Below are 25228 nucleotides of genomic sequence, written 5' to 3' on the forward strand. Positions count from 1 at the left end.
ATGGGCGACTCCCGCGATCCCGACGCCATCGACCAGGTTCCCGAGGTCGAACGGGCGCGTCTGGCCACCGCCTGGGCAGCCGCGCATTACTTCGTGGCGGTAGGGCGGCAGGAATGGCTGTTCCGCACCGGCCTGACCGCGGCGGATGTCGAGCGGCAGATCATGGCGACCCGCTATCTGTTCATCACCGCATGGAATCCACCGCCCGGCGACACTTCGCGCCCGCTCAATGACGCCGCGCAGGAACGCCTGCATGCTCGCGTGCAGGCGCTCGGCCTGTCCTTCCATCCCGCACTGGGCTGCAACAGCCAGGGCGGCATGGTGGAACACGGGTGCCTGGTGCTGGATGCCACTCCGGAGCAGGCCGATGTCCTGGCCCGCGAGTTCGGCCAGGGCGGCACCCTGTTCTGGCAGGCCGGCGAACCCGTCCGCCTGCGCATGATGTGGCCGCGACCGGCGCAGGCCGACGGCGACCCGCATACCGACTGGGTGGGCTGAGCCTGTCGGGGCCCGGGGCGCGACCGTCTGTCGCAGGCGGCCGGCCCGGCGCCTCCGCTTACAATGCGCGGCTGAGCCCCCAGGACACCCCAGCCTCCCGCCCGGGAACGCCCGATCCGATGACCGACGCCGCTCCCCGCCACCCGCCGTTGCTGGCCGCCCGCGCCTTGGCGTTCTCGCGCAATGACGAGCCGGTGTTCGGGCCGCTGGACTTCGCCGTGGACGCAGGCGAGGCGCTGCTGGTGCAGGGCGGCAATGGCGTCGGCAAGACCACCCTGCTGCGCGTCCTGGCCGGCCTGCTGCGGGCCGATACGGGCCAGATCGACATCGACGGACAGCCTGCCGGCCCGTCGCGTCGCGCCCACGCGATGGCCTACCTCGGCCACCTGCCGGCACTGAAGGCGGACCTGAACGCGCTGGAGAACCTCAACTTCCTCTGCGGCCTGCACGGTCGCCGCGCGCGGCAGATGCCGGGCAATGCCCTGGCGATGGTCGGCCTGGCCGGCTACGAGGACGCGCTGGCGCGGCAGCTCTCCGCCGGCCAGAAGAAGCGGCTGTCGTTGGCGCGCCTGTGGCTGTCGCCGTCGCCGCTGTGGCTGCTCGACGAGCCCTACGCCAACCTCGACCTGGACGGCATCACCCTGGTCAACCGGATGATCTCCGCGCACCTGCGCGACGGCGGCGCTGCGCTGGTGACCACGCACGGCGCCTACGCCGCACCACCGGTGCAGACCCGCATGCTGCTGCTGGAGCGGGGAGACGCGACATGAATCCCGCACCGATGTTTCCGACTCCGCCGTCCATCGCCCCCTCCCCCGTTCACGGGGGAGGGCTGGGGTGGGGGCACGCCGGCGCCCGGAAGCGCGCCGCCGGGGCCCTGCATCCAGTGTCTCGTTCGCACGGAACGCGCTCGTGGAATTCCCATGCCGTGATCACGGCACACGACTCCGCTTCGCCCCCATCCCCGCCTTCCCCCGCAGGCGGGGGAAGGCGCTGCTCCTCCGAGGCGGAAGCATGAATTCGACCACGTCCCCCTCGCTCCTCCAGACCGCCCGCGCACTGATCACGCGCGACGTGCAACTGCTGTGGCGCCGCCGTGGCGATGCACTGCAGCCTGCCCTGTTCGCCATGCTGGTGGTCGTCTTGTTCGCACTCGGCCTGGGCACCGCGCCGCAGGCGCTGTCGAAGGTGGCGCCGGCGGTGCTGTGGGTCGCTGTGCTGCTGGCGGGCCTGCTGTCGCTGGACACGCTGTTCCGTGGCGATGCGGAAGATGGTTCGCTCGAACAATGGATCCTCGCGCCGGTGCCGCTGGCGTGGCTGGTGCTGGTGCGCGTGCTGACCCACTGGGCCACCACCGCCCTGCCCCTGGTGCTGGTGACGCCGCTGCTGGGCGAGATGCTGCACCTGCCGCGCAGCGACCTGCCGATGCTGCTGGCCACGCTCGCGCTGGGCACGCCGCTGCTGAGCCTGCTGGGCGCCGTGGTGGCCGCGCTGACGGTGGGCATGAGGCGCTCTGGTATCCTTGTCGCCCTGCTGGCGTTGCCGTTGTACGTGCCCGTGCTGGTGTTCGGCGCAGGGGCCGTGACCGCCAGCGCGCAAGGGCTGGATGCTTCCGGCGCCCTCCTCTGGCTGGCCGCCGGCCTGCTGCTCTCGCTGCTGCTGGCGCCGCTGGCCGCCGCCGCGGCGATCCGCATCGCCCTGACCTGAAGACCGCCGCCGCATGAATCCTCTCGTCCGCTGGTTCCACCAACTCGGCTCACCGCCCTACTTCGACCGCTTCGCCGCGCGCTGGACGCCGTGGTGCTACCTGGCGGCGCTCGTGCTGTTCGGCGTGGGCCTGTGGCAGGCGCTGTTCGTGGTGCCGGCCGACTACCAGCAGGGCGACAGCTTCCGGATCCTGTACATCCACGTGCCCAGCGCGTGGATGAGCATGTTCGTGTTCGGCCTGATGGCGTTCTATGCCGCCATCGCGCTGGTCTGGCGCATCAAACTGTGCGAGATCCTGGCAATGGCCTGCGCCCCCACCGGCGCCGCGTTCACCGTCATCACCCTGGCCACCGGCAGCATCTGGGGCAAGCCGATGTGGGGCACCTGGTGGGACTGGGATCCGCGCCTGACCACCGAACTGATCCTGCTGTTCCTCTATCTCGGCGTGATGGGCCTGTACGGCGCCATCGACGACCGCCGTAGCGCGGCGCGTGCGGCCGGCCTTCTGGCCATCGTCGGCGTGGCGCTGCTGCCGGTGATCCGCTACTCGGTGGTGTGGTGGAACTCGCTGCACCAGGGCCAGACCATCCGCGTGTTCGGCGAGTCCAGCATGGACGACAGCATGCTGCTGCCTCTGGTACTGATGGTGATCGCCACCAAGTTCTGGTTCGCCGGCTCGCTGCTGGCGCGCGCGCGCGCCGACAACCTGCACCGCGAAGCCGGCAAGGCCTGGGTGGCGAAACTCGCGTCGGACGGAGCCGCCCCATGAGCTATCTGGAATACGTCATCGGCGCCTACGCCGTGTTCGCCGCCGTGCTGGCCTGGGACTTCATCGCCCCGCGCCTGCAGGTGCGCCGCGAACTGCGCGCCGCCCGCCTGCGCATCGCACGCGATTCGCGCCGCAACGCCGCCCCCACCGACCTGGAACGCTGACCGATGAATCCCGTGCGACGCCGTCGCCTGCTGTTCGTGCTGCTCGCCGTCGTGGTGGCCGGCATCGCCACCGCGCTGATCGCGATGGCCCTGCAGCGCAACGTGGCGTACCTGTACACACCGGCCGAAGTGCTGCGTGGTGATGCCAAGCAGTCCCGCTTCCGGCTGGGCGGCATGGTGGAAAAGAACTCGTTCAAGCGCGAAGCCGGCTCGCTGACCTCGCACTTCCGCGTCACCGATGGCGACGCGCAGCTGACGGTGCGCTACGACAAGATCCTCCCGGACCTGTTCCGCGAGGGACAGGCCGTGGTCGCCACCGGCACCCTGCAGGATGGCGTGTTCGTGGCCGAGGACGTGCTGGCCAAGCACGACGAGGCGTACATGCCGAAGGAAGTCGCAGACAAGATGGGCAAAGCGCACCAGAAGCACGACGTGCAGGCCGCGCCGGCCGGGTCACCGAATTGAAGGTGGCGCTTGCCCGCTCCCTTCTCCCCGCCTGCGGGGAGAAGGTGCCCGAAGGGCGGATGAGGGGCGCTCTTGCTGGTCAGCACCTGTTCGACGGGAAAGATGATCGTCGCATCTGGATGCCCTCCCATTGTTTGAACGCCGGCGACTCCGCTCGCCCCTCACCCGCCTTCGGCACCCTCTCCCCGCTGCGCAGGGAGAGGGTATGGAATACGCATGTTTCCTGAACTCGGACAAATCGCGCTGATCCTGGCGCTGCTGGTGGCGATGCTGCAGGCGGTGCTGCCGCTGGCCGGCGCGCAGCGCGGCAAGGCGTCATGGATGGAAGTCGCGCGCCCGGCGGCCTACGCACAGCTGTGGCTGGTGATGCTGGCCTTCATCGCGCTGACGGTGGCCTTCGTGCAGCAGGACTTCTCGGTCAAGTACGTGGCGAGCAACTCCAACTCGCTGCTGCCGATGGTCTACCGCTACACCGCAGTATGGGGCTCGCACGAAGGCTCGCTGCTGTTGTGGGCGCTGGTGCTGGCGATCTGGACCGGCGCCGTGGCGCTGTTCTCGCGCGGTCTTCCGGACGTGGTGATGGCACGCGTGCTCGGCGTGATGGGCGTGGTCGCGATCGGCTTCCTCGCCTTCCTGATCTTCACCTCCAACCCCTTCATCCGCCTGCTGCCGTCTCCCGGCGAAGGCCGCGACCTCAACCCGCTGCTGCAGGACCCGGGGATGATCATCCACCCGCCGCTGCTGTACGTGGGCTACGTCGGCTTCGTGGTGCCGTTCGCGTTCGCCATCGCTGCGCTGCTCGACGGCCACGTGGACGCACGTTGGCTGCGCTGGACGCGGCCGTGGACGAACGTCGCCTGGGGCTTCCTCACCCTCGGCATCGCGCTGGGCAGCTGGTGGGCGTACTACGAACTGGGCTGGGGCGGCTGGTGGTTCTGGGATCCGGTCGAGAACGCCAGCTTCATGCCCTGGCTGGTGGGCGCGGCACTGATCCATTCGCAGGCGGTCACCGAGAAGCGCGGCGCGTTCCGTGGCTGGACACTGCTGCTCGCCATCGCCGCGTTCTCGCTGTCGCTGCTGGGCACGTTCCTGGTGCGCTCCGGTGTGCTGACCAGCGTGCACGCCTTCGCCGCCGATCCCACCCGTGGCCTGTTCGTGCTGATCTTCCTGGGCGTGGTGATCGGCAGTTCGCTGCTGCTGTACGCCTGGCGCGCACCGCAGCTGTCCGAGGGCGAATCGGAGAAGTCGTACTTCGCTGCCAACTCGCGCGAGACGCTGCTGCTGGCCAACAACCTGCTGCTCGCCGCCGCCTGCGCGATGGTGCTGCTGGGCACGCTGTATCCGCTGATCGCCGACGCGCTGGAACTGGGCAAGATCTCGGTCGGCCCGCCGTACTTCAGCCTGCTCTTCATCGTGCTGATGGCGCCGCTGGTGGCACTGGTGCCTTTCGGGCCGATCACCAAGTGGCAGCGCGAAAACCTGCGCAAGCCGCTGGCCATGCTGCTGCCGTGGGCCGGGCTGGCGATCGCACTGGCCGTCATCGCCTGGTTCGTGGCGCCTCAAGGCAAGCTGAAAGCCGCCGCCGGCATCCTCGGTGCGGCGTGGGTTGGCCTGGGCACGCTGCGCTTCGTCTGGTCGCGCCTGCGCGCGAACGGCCGTTTCACTCCTGAGATGCTGGGCATGACGCTGGCGCACACCGGCATCGCCGTGTTCCTGGTCGGCGCGCTGCTGGTGGAAGCGCTCAACGTGCAGCGCGAACTGGCGGTGAAGCCCGGCCAGACGGTCGAGGTCGGCCGCTGGGGCTTCCACTTCCAGGGCGTCGATGAAACCCAGGGACCGAACTACCTCTCCGACCGGGGTCACGTGCAGGTACTGCGCGATGGCAAGCCGGTGACGTTGCTGCATCCGGAGAAGCGCGCGTACGCCAGTGGTGGTCAGGTGATGACCGAGGCCGGCATCCGGCCCGGGGTGCTCGGCGATGTCTACGTCGCCATCGGCGAACCGCTCGGCGACGGCGCCTGGGCGCTGCGCGTGCACATCAAGCCCTTCGTCCGCTGGATCTGGCTGGGCGCCGCCCTGATGGCGCTGGGCGGCTTCGTCACCGCCGCCGACCGCCGGTTCCGCAACCACCGCAAGCCCGAGGCCAATCCCGCATGAGCAACGCGTCCGAACTCCCGCCGTCGCCGCCGCGCTCGCGTGGCGCGATGACCTTCGCGCTGATCATCATCGGCCTGTTCTTCATCGGCCTGATGGGCCTGCTGTACTACGGCGTGAAGCAATCCGACCGCGCCGGCCGCGATGCGCTGCCCTCCACGCTGATCGGCAAGCCGGCGCCCGCGTTCGACCTGCCGCTGCTGCACGAACCCGCCAAACGCGTCACCAACGCGGACCTCGCCGGCCAGGCCTACGTGATGAACGTGTGGGGCAGCTGGTGCCCGGAATGTCGCGTCGAGCACCCGGTCCTCACCCAGTTCGCGCTGACCAAGCGCGTGCGCTTCATCGGCTACAACCTCAAGGACGAGCGCCCGGACGCGCTGCGGTGGCTGGAGCAGTTCGGCAATCCCTACATGATGGTGCTGGCCGACATCGAAGGCCGCACGGCGATCGACTGGGGCATTTCCGGCGCGCCCGAGACCTTCCTGGTGGACGGCCAAGGCATCGTGCGCTGGAAGCACGTCGGCGCCATCGACCAGGCCATCATCGACCACCAGCTGATTCCCGCGCTGGAGAAGATCGAAGCCGGCCGATGAACATCTCCCCCGTTCTCCTGTTGCGCGCGTTGCTGCTGGCCCTGCTGGTCGCCATCGCCGCGCCCGCCGTCGCCCAGGTCAGCGACCCCACCCCGCTGCGATTCCGCGACGACGCCGAGGAAGCCCGCTTCCACAGGCTGACCGCCGAACTGCGCTGCGTGATGTGCCAGAACCAGTCGCTGGCCGATTCCAACGCGCAGATCGCGCACGACCTGCGGCGTGAGGTGCTCGACCTGATGCGCCAGGGCAAGGACGACGCGCAGGTGAAGCAGTTCCTGGTCGATCGCTACGGCGAGTTCGTGCTGTACAAGCCGGAGATGGCACCGGGCACCTACGTGCTGTGGTTCGGGCCGCTGCTGCTGTTGCTGGCCGGCGGCGTGTGGGTCGGCCGGATCGTCGCCAAGCGCGCGAAGCACCCCGCGCCGGCCACCGACGACGACAACCAGGAGTGGTGATGACCACCTTCGTGATCCTCTCCATCGTGCTTTCCGCCGCCATCCTGCTGGCGGTGCTGTGGCCGCTGTGGCGCGATGCGCGCGGGCTGGTGCTGGGTGGCGTCGCCGCGCTCGGCATCGCCACATTCGCGCTGTACCGCGTGGTGGGCACGCCTGCCGCGCTGTCGCCGCAGGCCACCGCCACGATGCCCACGACGCTGGACGATGCCGTGACCCAGCTCGAAGCCGAGCTCGCGAAGCAGCCCAACGAACCGGAAGGCTGGCGCCTGCTGGGCAAGTCCTACGCCGCGCTGCAACGTTACGACGATGCGCAGAAAGCCTTCGAGCGCGCCGTGCAGCTGCTGCCCACCGACGCCGACCTGCTGGTCGAGACAGCGCAGGCGCGCCTGTTCAACAATGCCGAACGCAAGCTCGACGCGCAGTCGATGGCACTGCTGGACAAGGCCATCGCCATCAATCCCGATCACCAGCGCGCGCTGTGGTTCGTCGGCCTCGCGCAGCGGCAGGAAGGCAAGCACGCCGAGGCGGCGAAGACCTGGGAACCCCTGCTGGCCAAGGTCGACCCCAACACGGCCGCCACCCTGCGCGCACAGATCAACGAAGCACGCGCCGACGCCGGCCTGCCGCCGCTTGCCGACACTGCACCGGCCGCGCCCGCCGACGCGGCACCTGCATTGCTCACCGTCACCGTTGAGCTGGCCCCGGCACTGAAGGACAAGCTGGCGCCGGGCGACACGCTGTTCGTGTTCGCCCGCCAGATGGGCGGCCCGCCGATGCCGGTCGCCGCCAGGCGCCTGCCGGTGAACACCTTCCCGGTGACCGTGCCCCTCGGTGACGGCGACAGCCCCATGCCCACGCTCAAGCTGTCGCAGCTGCCGCATGTGCAACTGGTCGCCCGCATCGCCAAGGGCAGTGGCCCCGCCGCCCAGACCGGCGATCTGGAAGCCGCTGCCGTCACGGCCGAGGTCAAGGCCGGCAACAGCTACACGCTGACGATTGATCGCGTGGTGCCGTAAGGCATCGGCACACGCCAGCGCATCTCCTTCTCCCCGCCTGCGGGGAGAAGGTGCCGAAGGCGGATGAGGGGCGCTCTTCGCGCAGAACCCTCCGCGTCCCCGTCGTAGACGCGCGTTGACCGTCGATCGCAGCGCGAGGACGCCCACTCCGTTCGCCCCTCACCCGCCCTCCGGGCACCCTTTCCCCGCTGCGCAGGGCGAGGGATACGGACACTGCGTTGCGACGTATCCGTGCCGTGCCCGCACCTGCATGACATGGCATCGCTCACCCGCCTTCCCTACACTCCGGCGATGATCCATCTGCTGCCCACTGCATGAAGCGCGCACGCGTTGCGTCGCGGCTAGCGCTCTGGCTCTCCGCACCTGCGCTGCTCGGACTGCTGCTCCCGCTGCAACGCGCATGGATGCCCGGCCAAGGATCCATCGGCTGGGCGCTGGACCTGCTCGCGCACTGGCAGCCGCTCTATGGCGCCGCTTGGCTAGTCACCTGCCTGCTCGGCGCCCTACGCGACAGGCGCTGGCTGCTCGGCCTGCCACTGCTGGCCCTGCCATGGCTCACCGCCAGTCCCGTTGCCCCGCGCTCGCAGGAATCGTCGGATCTCGTGGTAGCGGTCGCCAACGTCAACATCCGCCAGCAAGACCCCGCCGCACTGCTCGACTGGCTGCAACGGAAGCCGGCCAACCTCGTGGTGCTGACCGAACTGTCTCCGGACTACGCCGCCGCGCTGGCCGAACGGCAGTACGGCGGCTTCGCACACTACGCGCTGCATCCGCTTGCATCTCCGCCCGGCCTGGGCGTGCTCTCAGATCATCCACTGCACAACGTGCGTGTACTGCCCGACGGACTGGGCGCACTGCGGATGGAGGCCGATCTCGACATCGACGGCCGTACCGTCCATCTCATCGCCGCGCACCCGAAACCACCGATGGCCACGCGCAAGTACCGTGCACGCGATGGCCTGCTGCGCGAACTCGCCTCGGCGGCGACCGCCCGACCGACCATCGTCGCCGGCGACCTCAATGCCACGCCGTGGTCCAGTGCGTTGCTCGGCAGCGACCTGCGCTCCCTGCGTCGCGTTTCAGGATGGGCACCTACCTATCCCAGCGAGGCCGGCGGCTGGTTCGGCATCGGTATCGACCACGTGCTGGTCTCGTCCGAGTTTGCCGGCACGGACGCGCAACGCGGCCCCGATATCGGTTCGGACCACCTGCCCGTGCGCGTCGGGGTGCGTTGGCATGGCGAATAGCGCCGCGCAGATCGCTACACTTGGCGGATGACCGAATTCATCCCCCCCGGCACCCGCTTCCATCCCCTGCCCTCGCCGTTCCGCATGAAGCGCGGCGGTGCGCTGCACGGGGCGCGGATGGCGTATGAGACCTGGGGCACCTTGAACGAGCACCGCGACAACGCGGTGCTGATCGTCACCGGGCTGTCGCCGGACGCGCATGCGGCGCGCAATCCGGGCAACGAGGCGGAGGGCTGGTGGGAAGCGATGCTCGGCCCCGGCAAGCCGATCGACACCGACCGCTGGTTCGTGGTCTGCGTGAACTCGCTGGGCAGCTGCAAGGGCTCGACGGGCCCGGCCTCGGTGAATCCGGATACGGGTGGCCTCTACCGCCTCGACTTCCCCGAATTGTCGGTGGAAGACGGCGCCAACGCGGCCTTCGACGTGGTGCGCGGGCTGGGCATCGAGCAGCTGGCCTGCATCATCGGCAACTCGATGGGCGGGATGACGGCACTGGCCTACCTGCTGCTGCACCCGGGCGCAGCGCGCACGCACATCAACATCTCCGGCAGTGCGCAGGCGCTGCCGTTCTCCATCGCGATCCGCTCGCTGCAGCGCGAGGCGATCCGGCTGGATCCGCAATGGAACCACGGCCAGTACGACGACGAGACCTATCCCGAATCCGGCATGCGGATGGCGCGCAAGCTGGGCGTGATCACCTACCGTTCGGCGCTGGAGTGGGATGGCCGCTTTGGTCGCGTGCGGTTGGAATCGGATCGACCTGACGAGGAACCGTTCGGCCTGGAGTTCCAGGTGGAGAGTTACCTGGAAGGCCATGCGCGCCGTTTCGTGCGCCGCTTCGATCCCAACTGTTATCTCTATCTCAGCCGGTCGATGGACTGGTTCGACCTGGCAGAATACGCCGGTGAGGACCGCGCGGACGGCGACGTGATGAAGGGGCTGGCCAAAATCCGCGTGCAGCGTGCGCTGGCAATCGGGGCGGCCACCGACATCCTGTTCCCGCTGCAACAGCAGCAGCAGATCGCCGAGGGGCTGGCGGCCGGCGGGGCGCAGGCGGAGTTCCTGCCGCTGGAATCGCCGCAGGGGCATGATGCCTTCCTGGTGGATTTCGAGCGGTTCGGACCGGCAGTGGCAGGGTTTCTGGAGGGGGTCTGAGCCCTCGCTGTTCCCTTCTCCCCGCGCAGCGGGGAGAAGGTGCCGAAGGCGGATGAGGGGCGAGCGCGGCAAACACCCGAGCGCGCACCCATCCGGTCTCCGTTCGCCCCTCACCCGCCCGCTGGGCACCCTCTCCCCGCTGCGCGGGGTGAGGGAACGGCCAACCCATCCCGCACCGCACGACACCCTCCCCGCCCCGCGCGGCTAAAATGGGCCCACACTTCCACCGGGCTCGTCCCATGACCCTCGATTTCCCCGGCGCCGACAAGCTGATCGCTTCGCTGGACGCCGCCGTCGCCCTGGGTGACGACCGCGCCGTCACCGATGCGCTGCGCAAGTCGCTGTGCGAACTGATCTGCGACGAGGACGTGCATCTGCCGTCCTGCGTGCTGGAGCCGATCTCCGACCATTACGCGCGCCGCGAGCTGTACACCAGTCCGGAGCACGGCTACAGCGTGATCGCGATGACGTGGGGCCCGGGCCAGGGCACGAAGATCCATGATCATTCGGGCATGTGGTGCGTGGAGGGCGTGTGGCGCGGGCGCCTGGAGATCACGCAGTACGAGCTGGCGGAGCACGATGATGTGCGTTATCGCTTCGTCCCGGCCGGGACGATCGAGGCCGGCACGGGCTCGGCGGGCAGCCTGATCCCGCCGCACGAGTACCACACCATCCGCAACCCGAGCGACAAGGCGATCGCGGTGAGCCTGCATGTGTATCAGCGCACGATGGTCCGTTGCGGCATCTTCACGCCGGAGGAAGAGGCCGGCACGGACGGCTGGCAGCGCCGGGGCGAGCGGCTGCTGGGCACGGACCAGGTCAATTGAGGGGCTGCGGGACCCTGCCCCTGTCGGCGGGGACCCGGGCTCGGCTATACTCCCCGTCCGCGCCGAAGTGGCGGAATGGTAGACGCAGCGGACTCAAAATCCGCCGCCCTTAAAAGCGTGTGGGTTCGAGTCCCACCTTCGGCACCAAGATCAAACCCCGGGCTTCCGGGGTTTTTTCGTTTGTGGCGCCTAGGTATTCCGTAGGACGGGTGAGCTGCGGGCAGTTTCCAACGACGAGCCCGGCTCTAGCGTCAATCGCGGCGTGACAGCCCCTGCCGATAAGGATCAGTTCACTCGACTCACCCAAGGCACTTCGCCGGTTTCCGCCGGCCTGCGAAGTGTGTTGACTTGAACGAGTTATTGCACGCCACCGCGTGCAATTAAGTATCGCCACGAAAGCAAGGGATATTTTACTAGTGCAGTTTGCTGACTGCTATCCGCGAACAGAATCGCACCATCCTTACCGTGGTCGACTCTCTTGAGCGGCACATAGACCAAGTGAACAGTCTCAGCAGGAGATGATGTCAGTAGAGCAACCAGATATGACATGAATCCGAGCCCTGAACGAACAAACTTCTGACGCTCTAGCACATGCTCTTGTATACGACCGCCTGCGAGTTGCTGCAATGAGTCAGCTTGCTGCACCGACACCTGAATTGGATAGACCAACACCGCCGCATCTGGCGCGCTAACGGCCATACCAAAGTTCTTCGAGTAACTGATGCCGTAGTCAATCGTTGCTGCCACGCCATCCTTAGTCTTGAACGGAACGACGCCGCTAACATAGGTCTCTTCAAGAAAAATTGGCTCAGCGATCCGAAGAGAGATGCCGGGGTTCAGGTCTGTTGCAGAGTAGGAGACATAGAACTGATCAGCTTCAGATGATGTCGACTTTCTAACTTCAACATTTGAAAACGCACCTGAAATGTCAAGCTCAGCGGATTCGAGTAGCTGGCGTTGAAAGATCTTCTTATACTGAAAAGAAATATGCAGTGAATCTAGCGATTTCTGGCCTGACGATCTAAATGTAAAAGGAATTGCGCCTATAACTATAGGCGTGCTGACAGACGCCATCTCACTTGCGCCAACCATCACAAAGTTTGGTCGCCCTGCATCCAGAAACTGATCGCCTATGCCAACTTCAACGCCCGCTCTATCGAAGCTTCCGCTTAACTCTGCAATTCTCCAGGATGCACTGATCGCGAGATGCGTCAGTACGAGGCTCCCGATCGCGACAATGAGCGCGATCGTAGAGACGATGAAATTTCTCTTGTCAAATCTAGACATTGCTCGCGTGAGACGTAACGTTTGAGTTGAGCCGTGCCGCGAGCGGAATCGGCCTAGATGGTTTGTTAGGGCACAAGGTTACCGCACCCTGGTGAGCTTGACCTTCTTCTTCTGACCGCGGCTTGGTCGCCATATCTCGATCCGATAGTGCTGCGGGATCGGTGGGTCGGGGGGACGAGGAGATCTCGGCTTGGGTTCCTTATCAAGCGGCCCAGCATCTAGACAGTCGGGCCAAGATTCATCAGATAGCGAAAGCTGCTCAGGAAATCTGGGCGCGACCTCCAAGTTCTCCGCCAACTTGCGCATGAACAACGGAGAAGATGCAGCCTCTTTTCCCCAACGCCCTTCTACTTCTCGAATTGCTTGGTCGGGAGTAAGGACGCCCTGCTGCACTCGCTCGAAGAGGCGCTGCAAATAGATGATCTCTCCACCAGTTCGCTTTGTGTTGCCACGCTCACTGCTACAGGAAAACTCGTTCTTTGCCTGCTCGAACAAGACGTTGCTGACGTAGGCAGCTTGGTCTCGGATGGTTCCGAGACCAGACATAAAGTCACCGTATGCTCCAATGCCAAAATAGACAGCGGCCGCATAGGCGGCGACCTTCCCTCTGCCCTTTATGGAGCCCTCTTCAAGTACCAGCGCTAAGGCATAGTCAGGTAGCAGCAAGTGGGCTTCTACTTGCGCCTCCCACTCATCGAAAAGCTCAGAAGAGTGGTGCTCAAATGCTGCCTTATCGAAGGCCGGTGCCTTGATGTAGAACGACGTCGCTACGACATCAAGCATCCCGCCGCCTCGCATCTATCCTTGCGCCCTAAATATCCAATAGCCGAATCCCTAGATCCAGCTATACGATCTCCCCGCAGCACACCGTGTACTGAGCTATCCTCATGATGCGGCTCGATCTTAGGGCGGCTGCCCCCGGTTAGCAAGGCGACGGATAACCGGATCCAACGACATGCTCCGCTTTTGGTCGATAAGAGACAACCTCAAGATAATTGACAATAACATCAGGGCCATACGTTTGGCGGGGGCGAAGTGAAGCCCAACAAAGTGTATGGCCCGATTTTCCGATTTTGTGCCTCGCAGACTCAGCCTGACCTATCGTGCTGCGATCAAACAAAGGGGCCATACGGTGCCTTTGGTGTGCACTTACCCCACTGAAATCGGCATGCCTGACGCCGAAGCCGCACGCTCCACGGCTGCCTCCTCCTCTTCCGACTCTCCCCTCGCCCGCTTGGTCTTGAAGCGCGCCCAGAGCTACCTGCGCTACGAATCCAGTCTGGCGCTCTTGCCGGCGAGCTCGAGTTGCTGATAGCCCTCCAAGCCCTTCGAGATGCGCCACTTCGTACCGGGCCAGTACCACAGGTCAACTTCGCGACCATCGGGTTCATCGCCGTGGGAGATATCACGCCCATCACCATAGGGAAATGGCCCCGCCACACGTCTACCGTGGTGGATGGGCGCTATTCGCGACCCGTGCACTGTCGAACGATGATCAAAGACCACCCCAATCCGTACCTCCAGGCCTCGCTCCGCGAGCTATCCGCTGCCCTGCATCGATGTGCAGGCCGACTCCAGACGGCGAATGGGACCATAGAGCGCCAGGATATGGCACACCTGCTCCTCGCCGTCGCCAAGCGCCTCGCCCCCAAGGACAAGAGTCCGGGAGAGCCGGTCAGTCGCGTACGCGCAGGTGCAGAGGTCCTTCCAGAGTTCTGGCCGCGCTACGAACTCGAGAAGCGCGCGATTCGCTGGCACCTGTTCCACCAAGCCGCCGAGGCCGCCGGACTCACGCCTGCGGACTTCGGTGCGTACTTCACACTGACGGGGCGGCCCCTGACGGACCGCGTCCTGGAAAGCGAAGACGGCTACCGCGAAGCCCTGGATTGGATTGAAGAAGCCCGCCGTGCAGGTGACTGGGCCTCTCGCCAAGTTGAGTAGAACCCTGGGTTGGGCCACGAAACTGGGGGCAGAGTGCAATTGCTTCCGGACGACCGGTGAACCTCGCGACGCCGTAGCACCGCGCATGCCGGGTGTCAGTCATCAGCCAAGCGCCCTCTAAGGCTCGCCCTGGAACACCAGCGTCACCTTGGGCCTCGCCGGGTCACCCGCGCTGTACTGCGTCTGCGGAAAGTCGGGATAGTCCGGGTAGCTCGCATGCAACGTGTCGTTGGACCGCCAACGCAGCTTCAGCGGTGCGTGGTCGAAGGGGGCATCGAACCCGGCAACGCCGGTGGAGGCCATGCACTCGGCCTTGCGCGAAGACTCCAGCACCGTCACCTGCGTGCGCCGGTAGGTGGTCAGGCTGCAGCCGCAATGGCGCAGCTCGGCTTTCAGCGTACCGTCGGAAGATGGCAGCGTGTCGACGTATTCGTCCACACAACCGCAGGCGGTCAGGCCGCACAGCAACACACACGAAACCACGACGCGGGACAGCTGCTTCATGACTGACCGACTCCTAGGCGACACGACACTCCTGCCCCCATCCTGCCAGCCATTCGTGCCATCGCAAAGCGCACAAAAAAGGGAGACGCGCTGCGCCTCCCACCCTCAATTTATATAACGCCCGGGGGCTTGCGGCAAGGCCCGGTGCGGGCTGCAGTATCGCCGGCCTGTCGATACGGCAGGCCACCGGAACACCACCCCCATGCGCGATACCGAGATTTATTACCACGGCACCAAGGCGAAACTGGCTCCCGGCGATCTGATCGTCGCGGGCTGCACTTCAAACTTCGGAAAGCGCCGCATCGCCAGGTACGTCTACCTGACCGCGATGCTGGAAGCGGCCACATGGGGCGCGGAACTCGCCGTCGGAGAAGGCCGCCGACACATCTACATCGTCGAACCGACGGGCCCATTCGAGGACGATCCCAACCTCACCAACCAGCGCTTCCCCGGCAATCCCACCCGGTCTTATCGGACGCGCGATCCGCTGCGCGTGGTCGCCGAAGTGAAGGGCTGGATCGGCCACACGCCCGAACAACTCACCACCATGCGCGATCGCCTGGCGGAACTGGATCGACAGGGCGTGGAAGCCATCGAGGACTGAGGGCGACTGCCTCCGCATAGTGCGCATCTAGCGGAAAGCACACGCCATAGCCTGTGCTGAACGAAGTGAAGCCCAACATCGCACATCGTCCGACGCTCCGATGTTGGGCTTCGCAGGCTCAGCCCAACCTATCCCGCTGACCGCGCATCCACCGCCTCAAGACGCCGGATCGAACATGAACACCCGCAACTCCTGATCGCATCGGCACGCCTTCGCGATGCGCGCCGCCCAGGCGATGGCCTCCTCGCGGGATGACAGTTCGAGTACGGTGAAGCCGCCGTTGAGCGGCGGCGCCCACGGGTATCCGCCTTCGGCGAAAGCGCCATCGCCCGACACGAGCACCGGCGCCACGCTCTCGTCGATGCCTCCGCCGAAGACGTACACCCCCGCGACTTTCGCCTGCTCGATCACCGCGCGCGAATCGCGGCCGGCCGCTTCAAGTTCGTCGCCGGATACGACCATCGCAGCACTGGGAAAGGAAATCAGATACTTCATCGGGCGTCCTCTGCTGGGCGGGGTGACGGAACCGGTCGCGACGAGGTGGACTCGCGACGGCGCTTGCAATGCAACCTATCCTCCCCCGCACAACCGCTCAACCCAAGCCTGCGCAGCGCCCCGCATGATCTCCATCCTTGAGGCCGGACAACACCAGACGAGGCGCGACCACCTCGCCCACCTGGCGCGGCAACGTATCGAGGCGATCAAGCGAGGTTGACGATGCCGCGTTTGCCAGTCGCGTATCCGCTTACCCGCTGCGTGCACCGCTGCGGCGCTTGCCGAGATACGGCAGCGCGAACAGATACAGGCCCGTGAGCAGCAGCAACGCCAACGGCAGCAGCGTGAACAGGCCGACATACAGTGCGATCTTTTCCTGCCCCATGACCAGCAGGTTGGCGATGACGGCCAGGGTGAAGGTGATGGACAGCCAACGATGGAACTGACGGATCCACGCGTTCCCGTTCATTGCGATCTCCTGTGCAAGCGACACGATGGCGTGGACGCTCAGTGCGCCGCGCGCCGGGACTCGACCATCTTCCAGCCATTGCCCGAAGGGTCGCGGAAGTTGGCATCGACATTGCCGTAGCGCGCTTCGGGCGCCTGGGTGAACTCCACGCCGTTGGCGCGCATGCGCTCGTATTCGCCGTGGCAGTCGTACACGTTGAGCACCAGCGGCGGCATGGCGCCCTTGGCGACGATCGCGTTGACCGCCTGTGCGGTGGCGTCGTCCAGCACCGGCGGCTGCGCCCTGAACAGGCCGAGCTGCACGGATGGCTGGTCGGGATGCTGCACGGTCAGCCAGCGGTAGTCGCCGTTGCGTACGTCGGTATGCACGCGGAACCCGACCTTGCCGACATAGAACGCCAGTGCTTCATCCTGATCGCGGACATACAGACCGACCACGCCGATACCCTGACTCATGGAACCTCCTGTCTGGTTGAGGGCGCTTTTGTATCACCGCCCTCCTGCCGCCGCTTCTCCGAAACTGCGGTGGTGAGGCCGGGCCGGTAGGCGGCGCTGACATAGCAGTGCGGCACGCATTCCAGCGCGTGGCGGGCGGCCTGTTCGCGTGCTCGCAGTTCACCCGGGCTCTCGCCGGTGATGTCGCGGAAGGTGCGGCCGAACGTGCCCAGGCTGTTCCAGCCGGTCTGCAGGGCGATGTCGAGGATGGGGGTCTCCGTATCGCGCAGCAGCGCCTTGGCGCGCTCGATGCGGCGCGTCAGCAGGTAGCGATGCGGAGGAATGCCGAACGCTTCCTTGAACGAGCGCGCGAAGTGCGCTTCGGACACATGGCTCACGCGCGCGAGGCGTTGCACCGGCCACGCCTCGTGCGAGGCGGCATCCATCCGGTCTTTCGCGCGCAACAGGCGGCGCAGCAGATCGGGATCCTGGCCCGTGCGGCCTTGTACCGGCGTGCTCACGTGTCGTGTTCCATGGCTGGCGGTTCCCTTCCCGGCGTTTCCGGGCGCACGATACTCCACCCCGCGCCCTGCGCGCCCACCTGCCAGGCGCCCCGCCATGACCCGGCCCTCCCCGCCCTACGCACCGATCAACTGCGAATTCCACGACGTACTGGAAGCCACGGCGACCCGGCGCAGCACGGCCTCGATCCGGTTCATGGATGAAGACGGCGTGCAGCAGCAACGCAATGCACGGATCATCGCGCTGTATGCGAACGGGGGCAGCGAGTACGCCGAACTCGACACCGGCGAACGCATCCGCCTGGACCGGCTGGTCTCGGTGGATGGCGAAGTGCTGGCGGATTACACGCCACCCACGTGACCGGGCGCGGGCGTTCAGGCACGCGGGGGCACAGGTGAAGCCCGCGTTCCTGTGCGGTGCCGCGTGCTCTGCGGTGCGCATCGTCACGCGTCAGGAACGCCATTCATGCGAGGGTGGCGCACGCCTGAGGGGAAATCACCGTGTCCACGCGCATATCCGCTCCGCTGCCCGATGGCTTTTCGTGGCAGGTGGAAGATCAACGAAGAACCCTCTTCTGCCATGGCCAGCCCATCGTCGAAATCGGCCCGGAACGACAGGGATGGATGGCGAGGATCCTGATCTCCGGCAAAGGCATCTCGCAGGAGCAGGTCGCGGTGCGCTCACTGGATGCCGGCGCAGGCTGGGCCGCACGCTGGATGATGGAACGCCAGACCGCCCTGCTCCGTGCGGTCGCGGAACTGCCCCCCGCGTCCTGACGCCAGTGCTCGCCGGCCATGCCCGACACGTCGAAATCCGCAGCCCGAACCGATCAGCGCGAAGCTCCCGATTCCGATCGCGACTCCGCGCATATGGATCCCATGCCGGACAGCGGGACCGCTGACCAGCTTCCGGACATCGAAGAAAGGCAGCTCAAGCGCCTGATCGATGGCGTCGTCGACTTCGCCATCTACATGCTGGATACCGAAGGGTATGTGCGCAGCTGGAATACCGGCGGCGAGCGCATCAAGGGCTACACCCGGGATGAAGTCATCGGCACCCACTTTTCGCGCTTCTACACCCCGGATGACATCGCCAGTGGCGCACCCGCACGGGGACTTCGCATCGCACGGGCGGAAGGACGCTTCACCGCAGAGGGCTGGCGCGTGCGCAAGGATGGCTCCGCGTTCCATGCCAGCGTGGTGATCGACCCCATCTGGCAGGACGACGTGCTGGTCGGCTACGCGAAGGTCACGCGCGACATCACCGACCGCCTCGAACACCAGGAACGGCTGGAACAATCCCGCGATGCCCTCCTGCAGTCGCACAAGCTTGAAGCCATCGGAAAGCTGACGCTGGGCCTGGCGCATGACTTCAACAACCTGCTCAACATCATCATCAACAGCCTGGAACTCGTGGATCACTACACGATGCAGCCCAAGGCGAAGAAGCATCTGCAGGGCGCGATGCGGGCGGCGGAGCGTGGCGCGCTGCTCACCCGGCAGTTGCTGACCTTCGGCACCGGACGCGTGCTGGTATCGGAACGGCATTCCGTGGCCACCGTCATCCACGACGCGATGGATACGTTGCGGCGCGCATGCCACGACGGCGTGACCCTGCATGCCCGCTTCGATGACGACCTACCTGGGATCGATGTCGACCGCGAACAACTGGAGGCCGCCCTGCTCAACCTGGTGTCCAACAGCCGCGATGCGATGCCCGCCGGAGGTCACATCGCGATCACGGCGACGCTGCGAGACTGCGCGCTCCCGCACGCTGCGGATGCGCCACCCAGTCGCTTCATCTGCATCCAGGTCAGCGACGACGGCGAAGGCATTCCGGTGGAAGACCAGGCACGCGTGTTCGAGCCCTTCTACACCACGAAGGAGGTGGGCAAGGGCAGCGGGTTGGGCTTGAGCCAGGTGTTCGGGTTCGCGCGCCAGTCCGGCGGATTCGCGGAACTGAAAAGCGCTTCCGGCGAGGGCACCACCGTTTCCCTTTGCCTTCCCGTCCCACGAGATTCCGAATGACCGATGCCAGACGCCTGCTGCTGATCGACGACGAAGCCGACCTGCTCGACATCCTCTCGGATGCGTTCGAGATCGCCGGGTTCGAGGTCGTGACGGCCATCGATGGCCAGAAGGCCATGGCATGCCTGCATGACGGGACGCATTTCGATGTCGTGATCTCGGACGTGGCCATGCCGGGCCACATCTCCGGCATCGATGTGGCCCGGGAAGCCGCTGCCCTGCATCCCGATGCCCGCGTGATCCTCGCCTCGGGCCATCCGCGCGCGGAACTGCCGCCGCTGCCGGACCGCGTGCGCTACCTGCCCAAGCCCTACCGGGTCACCCAGCTGCTGCAGACGATCAACGCTGCGGACTGAACACCGGGTCGCGGAGGCGCGCCTGCGCGCAGGCTTTTCGTCCACCGTGCGCCGGGCTTGGTCGCCCGCGCCGTGCTTTCGTCGCGCGCGCATTGTCCGCCGCATCCTGCCCCGGCACGCTGTCCGCATGTCGCCCGTTGGTGGCGCGCCGACCGAAGGAGCCTGTCCGTGAAGACCCTTATCGCCCTGCTCGCCTGGTGCCTGCTGTTCTTGCTGTGCTGGCCGCTCGCCCTGCTGGCGCTGGTGGCGTGGCCGCTGGTGTGGCTGCTGTCGCTGCCGTTCCGTCTGGTGGGCATCACCTTCTCCGCCCTGTTCTCGTTCCTGCACGCCGTGCTGATGCTGCCGGCGCGGCTGCTGGGCGGGCGTCCGCGCGCACCGTTGGTGTCGGCATGAGCGCCGTTCGGTCACGCGTGGCGAAGGCCGCGCTATCGGGCTCGATGGGCACCGTGCTGCTATTCGGTGCGGTGGAATCCGCCGCTGCGGCCGAGCGCACGCCCGAACAGCTCACCCAGGTGATCGATGCACTGGATACGGCGGTGTTCGATACCTTCAACACCTGCGCCGACCCCGCGCAACTGGTGAAGCACGCCACCTACTTCGACGAGGCCGTGGAGTTCTACCACGACAACGGCGGCGTCACCTGGACGCGCGAGGACATGATCGGCCGGACCCGCGAGAACGTCTGCGGCCGCTATCGGCGCGAACGCGTACCGGGCACGCTGGAGGTATTTCCGATCAAGGGCTTCGGCGCGATCGCACAGGGCACGCACCGGTTCTGCGCGATGACGGCAACAGAATGCACGGGCGAAGCCGACTTCGTGATGGTCTGGCGCGAACGCGACGGCCGCTGGCAGGTCACCCGGGTGCTGAGCTATGCGCATCGTGCGACTGACGTGTCGCACTGAAGCCCACGCTGCGCGGTCGCCCCCTCCCCCCCCGACCGGGTGCTTGTGACTCAAGTCACACTACCCTAGAGTGCCCGGGTCGTGCTTATCCGGGCCCGTACAGCATCCGCGGGTCCGTCCATGTCAGGGGACATGAGGTGGGTACATGCCAGAAGGAAGTGGAAGTCGCCCCACGCTCATGCGGCCGATTGTTCGCCGCTGGGTCCTCTGTGGACTGCTGCTGGCCGTCATGGGCCTCGCCCTGCTGGCGGCGTGGGTCTGTCAGCGTGCGAACACCGAACGCCAGTCGCACCGCTTCCGACAAGTGGCAGACCAAGTGTCAGGCACATTGTTGGAGCGGATGGGCGCCTATGAGCATGGCCTGCGAGGTGCACGCGGTGCGGTGATCGCTGCCGGCCCGCAGCTCAGTCGTGCACGCTTCCTCGCCTACAGTCGTTCGCGGGATTACGCGCGCGAGTTTCCCGGGGTCCGCGGCTTTGGCTACATCCAGCGCGTCGCGCCCGGTGACGAGGCGGAATTCGTACAGCTGGCCCGCGAAGACGGTAAGCCCGGCTTCGACACACACGCGCTCGTGCCGCATCAGGATGACCGGTTCATCATCCTGTACATCGAACCGTCTGCTTCCAATCGCGCAGCGATCGGCTTCGACATTGCGTCCGAAAGCATGCGCAGGCAGTCGGCCATTCTTGCGGCGCGGACCGGAAAGGCCACGCTCACGCCACCGATCACCCTTGTCCAGCAGGAAGGCCTGGTCCGGCAGGGATTTCTGCTGTTGTTGCCGGTATACCGTGAAGACGCGCATCCGGCCAGCGACGATGAGCGCTGGGAAGCCACGCGAGGCTGGGCCTATGCTCCTTTGACGATCGATACGGTACTGGGTGAGCTTGGAAGCGAGGCGCAGCCGTACGCCCTCTCGATATCGGATCCGGGCGAAAGCGGCCAGTCACCCCCCTTTCTTTCAACGCACGGCTTCGATGCGCTCGCGGACTCGCCGCTTGCGGCCGAGCGCCGACTGGATGTCCATGGGCGCGAGTGGCGCCTGCAGGTGCGGGCACGACCAGGTTATCCGGCCAGCATGGCGTTCGCGCCGCCATGGCTGGCAGGCGCGGTGACCGCCTTCTTTGGCCTGTTGACCGTTGCGCTGTGGTACATGGCGTCCCAGTCACGGGAACGCCGCCGCACCGCCTTCCTCGACCATGCCAAGCTGGCGGCGCTCGTCTCCGGGTCAACGGACGGGATCATCGCGTGCGGTGCGGATGGCCGCATCACACTCTGGAATGCGGCGGCGGAACGCATGCTGGGATATGCGGAATCCGAAGCGCTCGGCCAACCCTTGCAGGCGTTGCTGGTGGATGACCAGGCGCGCCCCGCGATTCCCGCGCTGACCGCGGAGGCGTCCAGTGCCCCGTGCCGCGTGCGCCACAAGGACGGCAGCGTGCTGGACACGGTGGTCAGCGTGTCGAAAGTACGGGATACCAGCGGCGACACCCACGGGTTGTCGCTGTTCCTCCACGACATCACGCGTCACGTCCGTGCGGAGGAGCAGTTCCGCCGCGTGGTGGAAGCCTCGCCCAGCGCGATCCTGATGGTCGACCACGCAGGAATGGTCCAGCTGGCCAACGCCAAGGCGGAGGAGCTGTTCGGTTATCCGCGGGAAGCGCTGCTTGGACAGCCGATGGACCGCCTGTTGCCGAACGACGTGAAGCAGCACCATGCCGGCTACATCGAACGCTATTTCAACCTGCCGGAAGCCCGGCCCATGGGCGCCGGCCGCGATCTGTACGGGTTGCGCCGCGATGGCACGCGGGTACCGGTCGAGATCGGATTGAATCCGATCAACATGGCGGACGGGCGTTACGCACTGGCATTCATCATCGACATCACCGAACGCAAGCGGCAGGAAGAGAGCATCATGCGCCTCAATGCCACGCTGGAGCAGCAGGTGCTCGAGCGTACGGCGCAGATACGTACGTATTCGTCTCGACTGGGTGCGATTCTCGAACATGCCGGGTACGCGATCATCGCCATCGACCTGGAGGGAAGGATCACGCTGTTCAACCCCGCGGCCGAGCGGATGCTGGGCCACGCCGCCGCCGATATGACTGGCGGTGCCGGCATCGATGGATTGCATGACGATGCCGAACTATGGTCGCGCTCGCTGGCATTGTCGGCGCTGCTGGACCGGCATGTCCCCGCCTCGTTCGCGCAGATCGCCTCCATCGCGACACGTAGCGGCAGCGATATCGCGGAATGGACCTATGTGAGGAGCGATGGCACGCACCTGCCGGTCGCGTTGAATGTCAGCGCCCTGCGCGACGAGCAAGGCGAGGCGTCGGGATTCCTGATCATGGCGTCAGATCTGACCGAGCAGAAACGGCGGGATTCCGAGCTCCACCAAGCGATAAGCGCAGCCGAGCAGGCCAATCGGTCCAAGAGCGACTTCCTGGCCAACATGAGCCACGAGATACGCACCCCCATGAATGCGATCCTGGGCATGCTCTATCTACTGGACAAGGTGGAACTTCCTGCGATGGCCATGGACATGGCCCGCAAGATCAACGTTGCCGCGCGCTCGCTGCTCAGCATCATCAATGATGTCCTGGATTTCTCGAAAATCGAGGCCGGGCGCATAGAGCTGGAGGAAGCGCCGTTCGATCTGGCGGAAGTGCTCGACAACGTCGCCGCCCTGATGGCGTCGGCGGTCGACATCAAGGCCGTGGAAATGCTGGTGTCGCCCGCGCCCGAGGGCGCACGCTATCTCCGGGGCGATGCCCTGCGCCTGGGCCAGGTACTGGTGAACCTGGTAAGCAATGCGATCAAGTTCACCGAGCGTGGGGAAGTCGCCCTGACGGTACATCGGCTGGCGCACGAGGACAGTGGTGTCGCGCGCCTGCACTTCATGGTCGTCGACACTGGCATCGGCATCCCCGCAGTGAAACGGAAGATGATCTTCTCTCCGTTCTCGCAGGTCGATTCCTCGACCACCCGCAAGTACGGCGGTACGGGCCTGGGCCTGAGCATCTGCCATCGACTCGTCCAGCTGATGGGCGGCACGCTGGTCGTCGACAGCGAGCAGGATGAAGGCAGCCGGTTCCATTTCGAGGTCGTCTTCCCCATCACCGACTTGCCCGGCACCGATACGGCGCCAAGGAACGCCTATCACGTGCTGGTCGTCGACGACCACGAGGTGGCGCGCGACAACCTGGGCCTGATCATCAAGGGCTTCGGATGGACGGCTGAAGCGGCGGACTCGGGCGAGCGTGCGCTGGCCATGATCGCTCACCCGGATGCGGTCGACTACGACGTGGTGCTGATGGACTGGCAGATGCCCGGCGTCGACGGACTGACGGCTGCGGCCGACATTCGACGCCGGCTGAGGACTTCGCGCCAGCCCATCATCATCATGGTCACTGCATTCGAGAGGAAGCTGGTGGATCACGAGGCGCATCGCGCACCCGTGGACGCCGTGCTCACCAAGCCCGTCACAGCCTCGGTGCTCTACAACGTGATCAACGAGGTGCTGGCACGCCGTGATCCGGGACTGGCCGTCCTGCGCGCGCCTGTGCCCGGCAGTCGGCGCTTGGCAGGCTACCGGCTGCTGGTGGTCGACGATAGCGAAATCAACCTGGAAGTGGCCCACCGTATCCTCGAAGGCGAAGGTGCGCTGGTGGAGCAGGCTTCCGATGGTCGCGAAGCGCTGGCGAGACTGCATGCCGACGCCGATCGCTTCGACGCGGTGCTGATGGATGTGCAGATGCCGGAGATGGACGGATACGAGGCGACCAGGCGCATTCGCGCCTCGTCCGCGCTGGCCGGACTGCCCGTGATCGCCTTGACTGCCGGCGCCTTCAAGCCACAGCAGGACGCCGCGCTCGACGCCGGCATGACCGCCTTCGTCGCCAAGCCTTTCGAGGTCGATGACCTGATCGCAACCATCGTGCGCTGCGCGCCGGGGAGGTACGGCATGCAACCTGATGGCGAGGTGATGGCGGGCCCGACGACGCTTGTCGGGTCTGCGCCCGAGGGACTGGATCCGCAACTTCTGGATGTGGAGAAAGGCCTGGCTTACTGGCGCGACGAGACGCCGTACAAGCGATATCTCCTGCAGTTTTCCCGTCGCTACGGAGGAGCGGCAGATGCGCTGCAGGCGAGCCTGGAGCGGCACGACACGATGCAGGCATGCTCGGACATCCACCGCATGCGGGGTGCGGCGGCGTCGCTCGCCCTGCCCGGCGTGGTGGCGATCAGCGCGCAGATCGAGGAGCAGTTGCGCCAGGGCAGCGGCGTGGCTGACCTGCTGCCGAGCCTGCGACTGACCTTGAAGGAGACGCTAGAAGATGTCGCGCAATACGTCTCTCACGGCGGGAATGCCGGGGACATAGCGCCGGCCGGGCCGGATGTGGACCCGGCGGCCTCGTTGCAGGACCTTCTCCGCAACCTCGACGGCGATGATCCCCAAGCCATCGAAGCATCGCTCGCCTGCCTCTCCGTCCGCCTGCCACGGATCGAGCGTGAACGGCTGACGCTGCTTGTCGAAGAGTTCGACTATCGTGCGGCGGAACAGCATGCCCGCGTACTGCTGGATGCCTGGCAGCGCGGCGACATCCCGCCGAACACGCCAGAGGAATGAT

At 66.0% G+C, this 25228-nt stretch carries 29 protein-coding genes and 1 tRNA gene; 23 read left to right on the top strand and 7 right to left on the bottom strand.

Annotated features, from left to right (window positions below):
- The 14 genes from IB223_RS08935 to IB223_RS09000 all read left to right on the top strand — a co-directional run bounded on the left by IB223_RS08935 (position 1) and on the right by IB223_RS09000 (position 11200).
- Positions 1 to 498, top strand: a complete 498-nt coding sequence (locus IB223_RS08935) for a DUF3293 domain-containing protein (RefSeq protein ID WP_192201347.1) — start codon at positions 1 to 3, stop codon at positions 496 to 498.
- Positions 499 to 617: 119 nt separating this feature from the next.
- On the top strand, positions 618 to 1268 hold the full coding sequence (ccmA, locus tag IB223_RS08940; protein ID WP_192201348.1) for a heme ABC exporter ATP-binding protein CcmA: 651 nt from the start codon (positions 618 to 620) through the stop codon (positions 1266 to 1268).
- Positions 1269 to 1512: 244 nt separating this feature from the next.
- Positions 1513 to 2205: a heme exporter protein CcmB gene (gene ccmB, locus IB223_RS08945; protein WP_192201349.1), complete on the top strand. Its 693-nt coding sequence runs from the start codon at positions 1513 to 1515 to the stop codon at positions 2203 to 2205.
- A gap of 13 nt (positions 2206 to 2218) precedes the next feature.
- The gene (locus IB223_RS08950) at positions 2219 to 2974 is read left to right on the top strand and encodes a heme ABC transporter permease (RefSeq protein WP_192201350.1); all 756 of its coding nucleotides are present in this window, start codon (positions 2219 to 2221) and stop codon (positions 2972 to 2974) included.
- Positions 2971 to 3138, top strand: a complete 168-nt coding sequence (ccmD, locus tag IB223_RS08955; protein WP_192201351.1) for a heme exporter protein CcmD — start codon at positions 2971 to 2973, stop codon at positions 3136 to 3138. The genes IB223_RS08950 and ccmD overlap by 4 nt, the downstream gene beginning before the upstream one ends.
- A 3-nt stretch (positions 3139 to 3141) precedes the next feature.
- Positions 3142 to 3603 (top strand): cytochrome c maturation protein CcmE, encoded by a 462-nt coding sequence (ccmE, locus tag IB223_RS08960; RefSeq protein ID WP_192201352.1) that lies wholly within the window; start codon positions 3142 to 3144, stop codon positions 3601 to 3603.
- Positions 3604 to 3819: 216 nt separating this feature from the next.
- Positions 3820 to 5760, top strand: a complete 1941-nt coding sequence (locus tag IB223_RS08965) for a heme lyase CcmF/NrfE family subunit (protein ID WP_192201353.1) — start codon at positions 3820 to 3822, stop codon at positions 5758 to 5760.
- A 47-nt stretch (positions 5761 to 5807) separates the two neighbouring features.
- Positions 5808 to 6353: a DsbE family thiol:disulfide interchange protein gene (locus tag IB223_RS08970; RefSeq protein WP_192202362.1), complete on the top strand. Its 546-nt coding sequence runs from the start codon at positions 5808 to 5810 to the stop codon at positions 6351 to 6353.
- Entirely contained in the window at positions 6350 to 6808 is a 459-nt protein-coding gene (locus tag IB223_RS08975) for a cytochrome c-type biogenesis protein (RefSeq protein WP_192201354.1), read from the top strand. The genes IB223_RS08970 and IB223_RS08975 overlap by 4 nt, the downstream gene beginning before the upstream one ends.
- A complete protein-coding gene (locus tag IB223_RS08980; protein WP_192201355.1) occupies positions 6808 to 7824 on the top strand; it encodes a tetratricopeptide repeat protein in 1017 nt (338 codons plus the stop codon). Before IB223_RS08975 ends, IB223_RS08980 begins: the two co-directional genes overlap by 1 nt.
- 314 nt (positions 7825 to 8138) lie before the next feature.
- Positions 8139 to 9071: an endonuclease/exonuclease/phosphatase family protein gene (locus tag IB223_RS08985; RefSeq protein ID WP_192201356.1), complete on the top strand. Its 933-nt coding sequence runs from the start codon at positions 8139 to 8141 to the stop codon at positions 9069 to 9071.
- Positions 9072 to 9098: 27 nt separating this feature from the next.
- Entirely contained in the window at positions 9099 to 10226 is a 1128-nt protein-coding gene (locus IB223_RS08990) for a homoserine O-acetyltransferase (RefSeq protein ID WP_192201357.1), read from the top strand.
- Between the two features lie 239 nt (positions 10227 to 10465).
- Entirely contained in the window at positions 10466 to 11053 is a 588-nt protein-coding gene (locus IB223_RS08995; RefSeq protein ID WP_192201358.1) for a cysteine dioxygenase family protein, read from the top strand.
- A 61-nt stretch (positions 11054 to 11114) separates the two neighbouring features.
- A tRNA-Leu gene (locus IB223_RS09000) sits at positions 11115 to 11200 on the top strand.
- 210 nt (positions 11201 to 11410) lie between these two features.
- Here the strand turns inward: IB223_RS09000 and IB223_RS09005 are convergent.
- Both IB223_RS09005 and IB223_RS09010 read right to left on the bottom strand, forming a co-directional pair.
- Positions 11411 to 12340 (bottom strand): hypothetical protein, encoded by a 930-nt coding sequence (locus IB223_RS09005; RefSeq protein WP_192201359.1) that lies wholly within the window; start codon positions 12338 to 12340, stop codon positions 11411 to 11413.
- 78 nt (positions 12341 to 12418) lie between these two features.
- Positions 12419 to 13123 (bottom strand): hypothetical protein, encoded by a 705-nt coding sequence (locus tag IB223_RS09010; RefSeq protein WP_192201360.1) that lies wholly within the window; start codon positions 13121 to 13123, stop codon positions 12419 to 12421.
- A gap of 825 nt (positions 13124 to 13948) precedes the next feature.
- On the opposite strand from IB223_RS09010, the gene IB223_RS09015 reads away from it, so the two are divergent.
- Positions 13949 to 14281, top strand: coding sequence for a hypothetical protein (locus tag IB223_RS09015; protein WP_192201361.1), 333 nt, complete (start codon positions 13949 to 13951; stop codon positions 14279 to 14281).
- A 117-nt stretch (positions 14282 to 14398) separates the two neighbouring features.
- Here the strand turns inward: IB223_RS09015 and IB223_RS09020 are convergent, their stop codons facing one another.
- A complete protein-coding gene (locus tag IB223_RS09020) occupies positions 14399 to 14785 on the bottom strand; it encodes a hypothetical protein (protein ID WP_192201362.1) in 387 nt (128 codons plus the stop codon).
- Between the two features lie 202 nt (positions 14786 to 14987).
- Here IB223_RS09020 and arr point away from each other — a divergent pair, with 202 nt between their 5' ends.
- Entirely contained in the window at positions 14988 to 15389 is a 402-nt protein-coding gene (gene arr / locus IB223_RS09025; protein WP_192201363.1) for an NAD(+)--rifampin ADP-ribosyltransferase, read from the top strand.
- Between the two features lie 156 nt (positions 15390 to 15545).
- Here the strand turns inward: arr and IB223_RS09030 are convergent, their stop codons facing one another.
- The 4 genes from IB223_RS09030 to IB223_RS09045 form a co-directional block, all read right to left on the bottom strand.
- Complete coding sequence (locus tag IB223_RS09030) at positions 15546 to 15884, bottom strand: YciI family protein (RefSeq protein ID WP_192201364.1); 339 nt, start codon at positions 15882 to 15884, stop codon at positions 15546 to 15548.
- A 250-nt stretch (positions 15885 to 16134) separates the two neighbouring features.
- Positions 16135 to 16353: a hypothetical protein gene (locus IB223_RS09035; protein ID WP_192201365.1), complete on the bottom strand. Its 219-nt coding sequence runs from the start codon at positions 16351 to 16353 to the stop codon at positions 16135 to 16137.
- A gap of 38 nt (positions 16354 to 16391) precedes the next feature.
- Positions 16392 to 16808 carry a VOC family protein gene (locus IB223_RS09040; RefSeq protein WP_192201366.1) on the bottom strand — a complete coding sequence of 139 codons (417 nt, stop codon included), beginning with the start codon at positions 16806 to 16808 and terminating at the stop codon, positions 16392 to 16394.
- Positions 16805 to 17233, bottom strand: a complete 429-nt coding sequence (locus tag IB223_RS09045) for a helix-turn-helix transcriptional regulator (protein WP_225591046.1) — start codon at positions 17231 to 17233, stop codon at positions 16805 to 16807. The genes IB223_RS09040 and IB223_RS09045 overlap by 4 nt, the downstream gene beginning before the upstream one ends.
- A gap of 172 nt (positions 17234 to 17405) precedes the next feature.
- On the opposite strand from IB223_RS09045, the gene IB223_RS09050 reads away from it, so the two are divergent.
- From IB223_RS09050 to IB223_RS09080, 7 genes are all read left to right on the top strand, one after another.
- Positions 17406 to 17669 (top strand): hypothetical protein, encoded by a 264-nt coding sequence (locus IB223_RS09050; protein WP_192201368.1) that lies wholly within the window; start codon positions 17406 to 17408, stop codon positions 17667 to 17669.
- Positions 17670 to 17809: 140 nt separating this feature from the next.
- Positions 17810 to 18085, top strand: a complete 276-nt coding sequence (locus IB223_RS09055; RefSeq protein WP_192201369.1) for a hypothetical protein — start codon at positions 17810 to 17812, stop codon at positions 18083 to 18085.
- Between the two features lie 102 nt (positions 18086 to 18187).
- Positions 18188 to 19336 (top strand): PAS domain-containing sensor histidine kinase, encoded by a 1149-nt coding sequence (locus tag IB223_RS09060; RefSeq protein WP_192201370.1) that lies wholly within the window; start codon positions 18188 to 18190, stop codon positions 19334 to 19336.
- Positions 19333 to 19692: a response regulator gene (locus IB223_RS09065; protein WP_192201371.1), complete on the top strand. Its 360-nt coding sequence runs from the start codon at positions 19333 to 19335 to the stop codon at positions 19690 to 19692. The genes IB223_RS09060 and IB223_RS09065 overlap by 4 nt, the downstream gene beginning before the upstream one ends.
- 168 nt (positions 19693 to 19860) lie before the next feature.
- Complete coding sequence (locus tag IB223_RS09070; protein WP_192201372.1) at positions 19861 to 20085, top strand: hypothetical protein; 225 nt, start codon at positions 19861 to 19863, stop codon at positions 20083 to 20085.
- Positions 20082 to 20597: a nuclear transport factor 2 family protein gene (locus IB223_RS09075; RefSeq protein ID WP_225590985.1), complete on the top strand. Its 516-nt coding sequence runs from the start codon at positions 20082 to 20084 to the stop codon at positions 20595 to 20597. The genes IB223_RS09070 and IB223_RS09075 overlap by 4 nt, the downstream gene beginning before the upstream one ends.
- A 178-nt stretch (positions 20598 to 20775) precedes the next feature.
- Positions 20776 to 25227, top strand: a complete 4452-nt coding sequence (locus IB223_RS09080; RefSeq protein ID WP_192201373.1) for a PAS domain S-box protein — start codon at positions 20776 to 20778, stop codon at positions 25225 to 25227.
- Position 25228 lies beyond the last annotated feature (1 nt).

It is taken from the genome of Pseudoxanthomonas sp. PXM03, from assembly GCF_014852005.1.
GTDB lineage: Bacteria > Pseudomonadota > Gammaproteobacteria > Xanthomonadales > Xanthomonadaceae > Pseudoxanthomonas_A.